The following is a 9360-nucleotide window of genomic DNA, read 5'->3' on the forward strand; positions in this document are numbered from 1 at the left end:
GCCATCACCAACCCCCTGGTCAACTCCTACAAGCGGCTGGTGCCCGGCTACGAGGCCCCCTGCTACCTGGCCTGGTCGGCCTCCAACCGCTCCGCCCTCATCCGTATCCCCGCCTCCCGGGGCCAGTCCACCCGGGTGGAGCTGCGCTCCCCCGATCCCTCCTGCAATCCCTATCTGGCCTTTGCTGTCTGCCTGGCCGCCGGCCTGGACGGCATCGAGAGGGGTCTGACGCCTCCTGCCGAGATCACGGAGAACATCTACGCCATGGACGACGCCACCCGGAAGGCTCACGGCATCGACTCCCTGCCCGGTTCGCTGGAGGAGGCCATCCGTGAACTGGAGGCCGATCAGCTGATCCTGGACACCCTGGGGGACCATGTGGCCCAGAACTATCTGGAGGGTAAGAAGAAGGAGTGGGAGGAATACCGCACCCGTGTATCCTCCTGGGAGCGGGAGAAATACATTATCAACTATTGATCCCGCCCGTTTTCTCCGGCGGAGGTGAGCGGAGATGGAAAAGGTGATCGTGGCTTTTGCCGGCGCCCAGAACGGTAAACGCATCCGGGAGATCCTGGAGCGGTCTGGTACTGCCGCCTGCCTGCTGTGTACCTCCGCCGATCAGGTGCGCCGCACCGTCCACGAGCAGCAGGTGGAGGCTGTGATCTGCGGCTACAAATTTGCCGACGGCACGGCGGAGCTGCTGTATGAGGATCTGCCCGCCTTCTGCCGTATGCTGATGGTGGCCTCACGGAGTATGCTGGAGCTGGTTCGGAACCCGGAGATCCTTCGCTTGAATGCCCCGGCTTCCCGGAGTGAATTGCTGGAGGCGGTGGAGGAATTACTGGAGCTGGTTCGGGCCAGGCCCAATCGACGCAGTGAAGAGGAGCGGGAGCTGCTCCTTCGGGCCAAAGCCAAACTGATGGCGGAGGGCCTCAGCGAGGAGGAGGCCCACCGGGCCCTCCAGAAAAAGAGCATGGCCGCCGGCGTCAGGCTGACCCAGGCGGCCCGGATGGTATTAGAACGCCGGTGAACGGCATAGGATTGACAAGAGAACGCTGGGTCCAGGGGCGGCGGTCCAGGCATGACCGCCGCCCCTTTGTACCTGGAGACGGGAGGCCGGATATGCGCTTTACGAAAATGGAGGGCCTGGGCAACGACTATATTTACCTCAACGGCATGGAGGGCCTGCCGGAGGATCTGCCCGCCCTGGCCCGGCGGATGAGCGACCGCCACTTCGGTGTGGGGAGCGACGGGCTGATCTGTATCTGCCCCTCGGATCGGGCCGACTTTAAAATGCGGATGTTCAACGCCGACGGCTCCGAGGGCGAAATGTGCGGCAACGGTATCCGGTGTCTGGGCAAATATGTCTACGACAAGGGCCTGACCAAACGCAAGGAACTGACCATCGAGACCGGCGGCGGGCTGCGCACCCTGGAACTGCTGACGGAGGACGGCCTGGTGCAGGCCGTCCGGGTGGACATGGGCCGGCCACAGGTGGGGGAACTGCTGGAGCTGAAGGCGGGGGACAGGATGTGGCAGGTCACCCCGGTATCTATGGGCAATCCCCACGCCGTCCTCTTTGTGGAGCGGCCCGAGGAGCTGGATTTGGCCAGGCTGGGCCCCTGCTTTGAGCGGCATGCTGCCTTTCCCCAGGGGGTCAACACCGAGTTTGTGCGCCCCGCCGCCCCCCACCGGCTGGTGATGCGGGTGTGGGAGCGGGGCAGCGGGGAGACCCTGGCCTGCGGTACCGGAGCCTGCGCCGCACTGGCGGCGGCGGTGATCCAGGGCAAGTGCAGCCGTCAGGCCGCTGTGGAGCTGCCCGGCGGCGTGCTGGAATTGTCCTGGCCCACCGATGAAAGCCACATTGTGATGACCGGGCCGGCAAACACGGTCTTTGAAGGAGACTATTCCCTGTGACGCAAAGGAGAGAACCATATGGCAAAGATCAATGAACACTTCAACAAGCTGCCCGGCAGCTATCTGTTTTCCGAGATTGCCCGGCGGGTGGCCGTTTACAGTGAGGCCAATCCCGACAGTGCCCTGATCCGGCTGGGGATCGGCGACGTGACCCGGCCCCTGCCCGCCGCCGTCACCGCCGCCATGCACAGGGCGGTGGACGAGATGGCTACCGACCGGGGCTTCCACGGCTATGGCCCGGAGCAGGGTTACGACTTCCTGCGGCAGGCCATTGCCCGGCATGATTACAAGGCCCGGGGGGTGGATATCCAACCCGAGGAGATCTTTGTGTCCGACGGCGCCAAGAGCGACTGCGGCAACATCGGGGATATCTTTGACCGGGACAACGTGGTAGCGGTGTGCGACCCGGTATACCCTGTCTATGTGGACACCAACGCGATGGCGGGCCGGGCCGGCGACTACGACGAGGCAACAGGCCGGTGGACCAATCTGGTCTATATGCCCTGCGTGGCGGAGAACGGGTTCTCGCCTGCCATCCCGGAGCAAAGGGTGGATCTGATCTACCTGTGCTTCCCCAACAACCCCACGGGCGCGGTGGCCACCCGGGAGCAGCTCAAGGCCTGGGTGGATCACGCCAACCGTACCGGTGCCGTGATCCTGTACGACAGTGCCTACGAGGCCTTCATCACCGATCCCGCCATCCCCCACTCCATCTTTGAGATCGAAGGGGCCCGCACCTGCGCCATCGAGTTCCGCTCCTTCTCCAAGACCGCCGGCTTCACCGGTACCCGCTGCGCCTATACCGTGATCCCCAAGGACCTGGAGCGCAATGGTACCGCCCTCAACGGCCTGTGGAACCGCCGCCAGTGTACCAAGTTCAACGGCACGCCCTATGTGGTACAGCGGGGGGCCGAGGCGGTGTACAGCCCTGAGGGCCGGGCGCAGGTGAAGGAGACCATTGACTACTACCTGAATAACGCCAAGGTCATCCGGGATGGCCTGGCTGCCGCCGGCCTCACGGTGTCCGGCGGGGAGAACTCCCCCTATATCTGGGCCGCCACCCCCGACGGTATGGGCTCCTGGGACTTCTTTGACAAGCTGCTCCGCCAGGCCAACGTGGTCACCACCCCCGGCGCCGGTTTCGGCCCCAGCGGGGAGGGCTACATCCGCCTTACCGCCTTCGGTGAGGCCGAGGCCACCCGTCAGGCCGTGGAGCGCATCAAGGCCGTGCTGTAAGGCAAACAAAAATACCCGCTGCAATGCAGCGGGTATTTTTTACTGTTTGGAATCAGGCCAGCTTCAGGTGGGCTCGCTTGAGGGCGGAGCGGATCACCAGGCAGAGGACCGGGGCGGCGGCTACCGCCAGCACGGCGTTGACCACCGAGGCCGGAACCTTTAAGGGCAGCAACAGAGCGGATGCCTCCAGACTTAACCCGCCCACCAGCATGCCGTCATAGAACAGGCTCTTGGAGAAGTAGAGAACGTAGTAGACGGCGCAGCCCAGCAGAGCGCCCAGCAAGCAGCGGGGATAGCGGGGCTCCTCCCGGTGCTTGGCCCGGAGCATGACCAGCCCGGCGCCCAGGCCCATAGCCCCCTTGGTCAGGAAGGTGAGCCAGCACTCCGGGGCGTACAGGGGATTGGTCAGGTCGTAGAGGGCGGAACCCAGACCGGCGGCCAGACCGCCGATGGGGCCCAGCAGCAGGCCGGACAGGCAGCACATGATGTTGGCCAGGGTAAAGGAGGTTTGGCCGGTGGACAGGGGGATGATGACGCGGGGATAGTTGACCACAAATACCAGAGCGGTCATCATGGCCAGCACGGCCACCCGCAGGGCGGGATGAGAGCGGGACTGCATGGAACACACTTCCTTTGTTTCTCTTTCTTGCCTTGATTATATCGTCAGACTGACCTTGATTCAAACGCCAGATATGGAAAATATAATAAGGCCAGATTAGGGCAAAGCATGCCGCGGCCAAAGCCGCGGCATGCTTCTTGTCAGTCAAACAGTCTGGAGCGGACCGGGGGCCAGGAGACCAGAAAGAGGGCCACCCCTCCCACCAGCAGGAAACAGAACAGGGCGGTAAGGGCCTCCAGGTCGTAGACCTGGATGAAATACTTCCAGCTGTGGACGGTTTCATTGCTTTGATAGGACTGCTGAATTTGATCGATGTGATAGGTGGTGGTGACCGTGACCGCTATGATCCGGGAGAGAATATAGATCACCAGATTTCCCAGCAGTCCGACGGCGGCCAGCACCAGTCCGGCCAGCCGACGTTTTTTCAGAGGATCGGCTGCCGGGGGTGCGGCAGGTTGACAGGGCTGGTCCAGCGTGTCGTCCAGCAAATAGTCGGCGGATACCTGGAACAGGCGGCTGAGCTGGAACAGGTTGCCTGCATCAGGCTGGGCGGAGCCCTGTTCCCAGCGGGAGACGGCCTGACGAGATACTCCCAGCTGCTCCGCCATAGACTCCTGGGATAAGCCCCGCTGCTTGCGCAGCGTTACAAGTTTCTCTGGCAGTTTCATGGAAACACCTCCTGACTTTCTGGTCTCATCTTACCAGAAGGCCGGGGGCAAAGCCACCGCAAAAAGATGTCACTTCCGCAACAAGTGGTTCCATTGGCCTTAATACCGGCCGAAGTCGCCGGAACGGCCCTCGGTGACGTCGGAGCCGAACTCATAGTCCTTGCCAGGCAGGATGGCGTTGAGAGCGATGCCGGCAATGGCGGCGATAGCCAGGTTGGTGAGAGTCACGTGGGCCTCACCAATGGAGAAGGTAATACCGCCGGAGAAGCCCAGGCCGCATACCAGAATGACGGCGGCAATGATCAGGTTGCGGGAGTTGGTGAAGTCCACCCGGTTTTCCACCACGTTGCGCACACCGATGGCGGAGATCATACCATAGAGAATGAAGGAGACGCCGCCGATGATGGCGGTGGGGATGGAGTTGACGATGGCGGCGAAGGCGGGGGAGAAGGACAGAATCACCGCGTAAATGGCAGCCAGGCGCACCACTTTGGGGTCGTATACACGGGAGAGTACCAGCACGCCGGTATTTTCGCCGTAGGTGGTGTTGGCGGGGCCGCCGAAGAGGCCCGCCAGAGAGGTGGCAATGCCGTCGCCGATGAGGGTGCGGTGGAGACCGGGATCCTCAATAAATTTCTGGCCCACGGTGGCGGAGATGGCGGACATATCTCCGATATGCTCCATCATGGCGGCAATGGCGATGGGAGCCATGACCAGGATGGAGGTCAGATCGAACTTGGCCAGGAAGAAGGGCTGAATGCCCAGCGGAGCGGACTGGGCCACGCCGGAGAAGTTAATGAGAGGCACCACGTTGCCTGCCGCATCCAAAGCGGTGGCTCCAGCGGCGTTGGCGATGACGGCCACCAGATAGGAGCCCACCACGCCCAGCAGAATGGGGATGATCTTGATCATGCCCTTGCCCCAGATGTTGGCGATGACGATGATGGCCATGGCCACCAGGGCCAGCCACCAGCAGGTAGAGGCGTTGGATACGGCGTTGGGGGCCAGATTCAGGCCGATGAGGATGATGATGGGGCCGGTGACCACCGGGGGCAGGAAGCGCATCACCCGGCGCACCCCCACCACCTTGATGATGGCGGCCAGTACCACATAGAGCAGGCCGGCTACCACAATGCCGCCGCAGGCGTACTGCAGCTTGACAGCCGGGTCCATACCGGCGTATTTGCCCACATCCAGCTTGGACATCGCCTCAAAGCCGCCCAGGTAGGCAAAGGAGGAACCCAGGAAGGCGGGAACCTTCAGCTTGGTGCAGACATGGAAGAAGAGGGTACCAATACCGGCGAAAAACAGGGTGGTCTGGATGGACAGGGGCAGGCCGTAGGCCTGGACCAGGATGGGTACCAGCACGGTTGCGCCGAACATGGCGAACATATGCTGCAGGCCCAGGATGAGCGTTTTGGGCATGCCCAGGGTGCGTGCGTCCCGGATGGGCTCGTTGCCGGGGGTGCGGTTGTCGTTCATAATGATCTCCTCTCTTGCGGAAGGGCAGAAAAAAAGCAATTGCTTTTTCCAATGAAAAAACAATCGCTCATTCCAACAGTGTCCGCCCCAAAAACAAAGCCAATCTTGTTTTCATGACGAACACCTCCTGTCCTGTTCCAAATTTCATTTTATTATACCAGCCCGTACTAGTGTACGCAAGACAGAAGTATAAGATTCTTGCTTTTTGGGCAAATTTCTAAAGAATAAGAGGAAAGAAACGGAAAACACGGCCTATCTGTCCATTGACAGACGAGCAGAACTTTACTATATTACATAGCAAAAGAAAAGAAGGTGACCCCATGAAACGACCCTTTGTGACGCAGGATGAGCTGCGCGCCATTGCGGATCAATACCCTACCCCTTTCCACCTGTATGACGAGAAGGGTATCCGGGAAAATGCCCGGCGGCTGAAAGCTGCCTTTGCCTGGAATCCGGGCTTTAAAGAATATTTTGCCGTGAAAGCCACCCCCAACCCTGCCATTTTGAAGATCCTGCGGGAAGAGGGCTGCGGGGCCGACTGCTCCTCCCTCACGGAGCTGATGCTCTCTGAGCAGTGCGGATTGTCCGGGCCGGAGATCATGTTTTCTTCCAACGATACCCCGGCGGAGGACTTCAAACTGGCCGCCCGGCTGGGGGCCACCATCAATCTGGATGATTATACCCACATTGATTTTCTCAAGGAGACCATCGGGTACATCCCCGAGACCATCTCCTGCCGGTTCAATCCCGGCGGAACCTTTACCATCGGTGCATCCACTGAGGGCTTCCAGGTGATGGACACCCCCGGTGACTCCAAGTACGGCTTCACCCGGGAGCAGCTCTTTGAGGGCTTCAAAAAGTTAAAGGCCATGGGAGCCAAGCGGTTCGGCATCCACGCCTTCCTGGCCTCCAATACCCTGTCCAACGAATATTATCCCACCCTGGCGGGCATCCTGTTCCAACTGGCGGTGGAGCTGGAGCAGGAGACCGGCTGCCACATCTGCTTCATCAACCTGTCCGGCGGTGTGGGCATCCCCTACAGGCCCGACCAGCCCGCCAACGACATCGCCGCCATCGGCGAGGGGGTGCGCCGGCAGTTTGAGGAGATCCTGGTGCCTGCCGGTATGGGGGATGTGGCCATCTACACCGAGCTGGGCCGGTTTATGCTGGGGCCCAACGGCTGCCTGGTTACCAAAGTTCTCCACTTCAAGCATACCTATAAGGAGTATGTGGGGGTGGACGCCTGTGCCGCCAATCTGATGCGCCCTGCCATGTACGGCGCTTACCACCACATCACCGTCATGGGCAAGGAGGACGCCCCCTGCGACCACAAGTATGACGTTACCGGCGGGCTGTGTGAGAACAACGACAAGTTTGCCGTCGACCGGATGCTGCCGGAGGTGGAGATCGGAGATTTGCTGGTGATCCACGATACCGGTGCCCACGGCTTTTCTATGGGCTACAACTATAACGGGAAACTGCGCTCCGCCGAGGTTCTGCTTCGGGAGGACGGGTCCGCCAGCCTGATCCGCCGGGCGGAGACGCCGGAGGACTACTTTGCCACCCTGATCTTTGACGAATAAGCAGAAAAAAGACCTGCCGCATTTGCGGCAGGTCTTTTTCATCCGATTGGAAAGCGGAATTACTTCAGCTCCACCTTGGCGCCGACCTCTTCCAGCTTCTTCTTCAGCTCCTCGGCCTCGTCCTTGGACACGCCCTCCTTGATGGCCTTGGGGGCAGCCTCGACAGCAGCCTTGGCCTCGGCCAGGCCCAGGCCGGTGATCTCACGGACAGCCTTGATGACCTTGATCTTCTCAGCGCCGACGTCAGCCAGCACCACGTCGAACTCGGTCTTCTCCTCAGCAGCGGGAGCGGCAGCGCCGCCAGCGGCGGGAGCGGCCATAGCAGCGGCGGAAACGCCGAACTCCTCCTCCAGAGCGTGGACGAGCTCGGAGAGCTCCAGAACAGTCAGACCCTTAACCTCTTCAATGAGGGCAGTGATTTTCTCAGAAGCCATGATAGGTAACCTCCTAAATAAATTATAATTGATACAGAATGGTGCGGGGAATTATTCGGCGGCAGCCTCGACGGACTCCACAGAGCCGCCCTTCTGCTCGCAGATGGCCTTGATGACGATGGCCAGGCTGGTGATGGGGGCCAGCATGGTGCCCAGGACCTGAGCCTGCAGGACCTCCTTGGAGGGCAGCTCGGCCAGAGCGGTGATCTCGTCCATAGACAGGACCTTGCCGTCCATGAAGCCGGCCTTGATGGTGAACTTGGCGCCGTTGAACTGCTTGGCGAACTTGTTGATCACACGCATGGGAGCGATGGGATCACCGTGGGACAGGGCCAGAGAAGTGGTGCCGTTGAGGACATCGTCCATCTCGTTGAGACCCACGTTGTTGATGGCAAAGCGCACCAGGGTGTTCTTCACCACGGCGTAGTCCAGCTCGTTCTTGCGGCACTCGGCGCGCAGAGCGGTGTCCTCGGCCACGGTGATGCCCTTGTAGTCCACAAGCACGCCGCTGGCGGCGGTCTGCAGCTTCTCGGTCAGCTCAGCCACGATGGCCTGCTTCTCACTGAGAACCTTTGCGTTAGGCATTTGGATTCACCTCCGTTGAATTTGAGTTCAACTTTTCCGATGCAGTCACGCAACAAAAAAGCTGTTTTCGCATTCAAAGCAGCGAAAACAGCACAAAGAAATTCATTCCGTTGTGGCTGCATTCTCGGCAGGACTTATGGCTTATGCCGCCTGCTGTCTTTGAACACGACTGATAGTATACAATAGAACCCTAAGGATGTCAAGCACTTTTTTGAAAAATGATCACTTTTTTGTGATGATCCTCGGGGAAAGCGTGAAAAAAATGGGGAGCAGGAACACCTGCTCCCCATTTTACATTACATCAGCTTAGCGCCGTTGATCTTCACGCCGGGGCCCATGGTGGAAGCACACACGCAGGAGCGAATGTACTGACCCTTGGCGGCGGAGGGCTTGGCCTTGATGATGGCGCCCATCAGAGCATTGAAGTTCTCGGTCAGCTTCTCAGCACCGAAGGAAACCTTGCCGATGGGGCAGTGGATGATGTTGGTCTTGTCCAGACGGTACTCAACCTTACCGGCCTTGATCTCGGTAACAGCCTTGGCCACGTCGGGGGTAACGGTGCCGGCCTTGGGGGAGGGCATCAGACCCTTGGGGCCCAGGACCTTACCCAGACGGCCCACAACGCCCATCATGTCGGGAGAAGCCACGACCACGTCGTAGTCAAACCAGTTCTCCTTCTGGATCTTCTCAACCATGTCCATCTCGCCCACGAAGTCGGCGCCGGCGGCCTTGGCAGCCTCAGCCTTGTCGCCCTTGGCAAAGACCAGCACGCGCTGGGTCTTGCCGGTGCCGTGGGGGAGAACGATGGCGCCGCGGACCTGCTGGTCGGCGTGACG

10 protein-coding genes, 1 pseudogene and 1 other annotated feature are annotated in these 9360 nt (G+C 60.6%); of the genes and pseudogenes, 5 read left to right on the top strand and 6 right to left on the bottom strand.

Annotation, left to right across the window (positions count from 1 at the left end; translation table 11 throughout):
• The 4 genes and pseudogenes from Q0K43_RS08620 to Q0K43_RS08635 all read left to right on the top strand — a co-directional run.
• Positions 1-477: pseudogene (locus tag Q0K43_RS08620) on the top strand (type I glutamate--ammonia ligase); the annotation flags it as partial.
• Between the two features lie 34 nt (positions 478-511).
• Positions 512-1030, top strand: coding sequence for an ANTAR domain-containing protein (locus Q0K43_RS08625; RefSeq protein ID WP_297290150.1), 519 nt, complete (start codon positions 512-514; stop codon positions 1028-1030).
• Positions 1031-1122: 92 nt separating this feature from the next.
• Positions 1123-1917 carry a diaminopimelate epimerase gene (gene dapF, locus Q0K43_RS08630; protein WP_297290151.1) on the top strand — a complete coding sequence of 265 codons (795 nt, stop codon included), beginning with the start codon at positions 1123-1125 and terminating at the stop codon, positions 1915-1917.
• A gap of 18 nt (positions 1918-1935) precedes the next feature.
• Positions 1936-3153, top strand: coding sequence for an LL-diaminopimelate aminotransferase (locus Q0K43_RS08635; protein ID WP_297290152.1), 1218 nt, complete (start codon positions 1936-1938; stop codon positions 3151-3153).
• Between the two features lie 52 nt (positions 3154-3205).
• Here Q0K43_RS08635 and Q0K43_RS08640 read toward each other — a convergent pair whose 3' ends face one another.
• The 3 genes from Q0K43_RS08640 to Q0K43_RS08650 form a co-directional block, all read right to left on the bottom strand.
• A complete protein-coding gene (locus Q0K43_RS08640) occupies positions 3206-3772 on the bottom strand; it encodes an ECF transporter S component (protein ID WP_297290153.1) in 567 nt (188 codons plus the stop codon).
• A gap of 140 nt (positions 3773-3912) precedes the next feature.
• A complete protein-coding gene (locus Q0K43_RS08645; protein ID WP_297290154.1) occupies positions 3913-4440 on the bottom strand; it encodes a helix-turn-helix domain-containing protein in 528 nt (175 codons plus the stop codon).
• Positions 4441-4539: 99 nt separating this feature from the next.
• The gene (locus Q0K43_RS08650) at positions 4540-5922 is read right to left on the bottom strand and encodes a uracil-xanthine permease family protein (RefSeq protein ID WP_297290155.1); all 1383 of its coding nucleotides are present in this window, start codon (positions 5920-5922) and stop codon (positions 4540-4542) included.
• A gap of 320 nt (positions 5923-6242) precedes the next feature.
• On the opposite strand from Q0K43_RS08650, the gene Q0K43_RS08655 reads away from it, so the two are divergent.
• The gene (locus Q0K43_RS08655) at positions 6243-7505 is read left to right on the top strand and encodes a diaminopimelate decarboxylase (RefSeq protein ID WP_297290156.1); all 1263 of its coding nucleotides are present in this window, start codon (positions 6243-6245) and stop codon (positions 7503-7505) included.
• A gap of 59 nt (positions 7506-7564) precedes the next feature.
• On the opposite strand, the gene rplL is transcribed toward Q0K43_RS08655, so the two are convergent.
• From rplL to rplA, 3 genes are all read right to left on the bottom strand, one after another.
• Entirely contained in the window at positions 7565-7939 is a 375-nt protein-coding gene (rplL, locus tag Q0K43_RS08660) for a 50S ribosomal protein L7/L12 (RefSeq protein WP_087345801.1), read from the bottom strand.
• A 51-nt stretch (positions 7940-7990) separates the two neighbouring features.
• Positions 7991-8524, bottom strand: a complete 534-nt coding sequence (gene rplJ / locus Q0K43_RS08665) for a 50S ribosomal protein L10 (RefSeq protein WP_297290157.1) — start codon at positions 8522-8524, stop codon at positions 7991-7993.
• 45 nt (positions 8525-8569) lie between these two features.
• Positions 8570-8705 (bottom strand) — a sequence feature (ribosomal protein L10 leader region).
• A gap of 115 nt (positions 8706-8820) precedes the next feature.
• Positions 8821-9360, bottom strand: a 540-nt coding sequence (rplA, locus tag Q0K43_RS08670; RefSeq protein ID WP_297290158.1) for a 50S ribosomal protein L1, incomplete at its 5' end; no start/stop codon positions are given.

It is taken from the genome of uncultured Flavonifractor sp., assembly GCF_944383115.1.
Lineage (GTDB): Bacteria > Bacillota > Clostridia > Oscillospirales > Oscillospiraceae > Flavonifractor.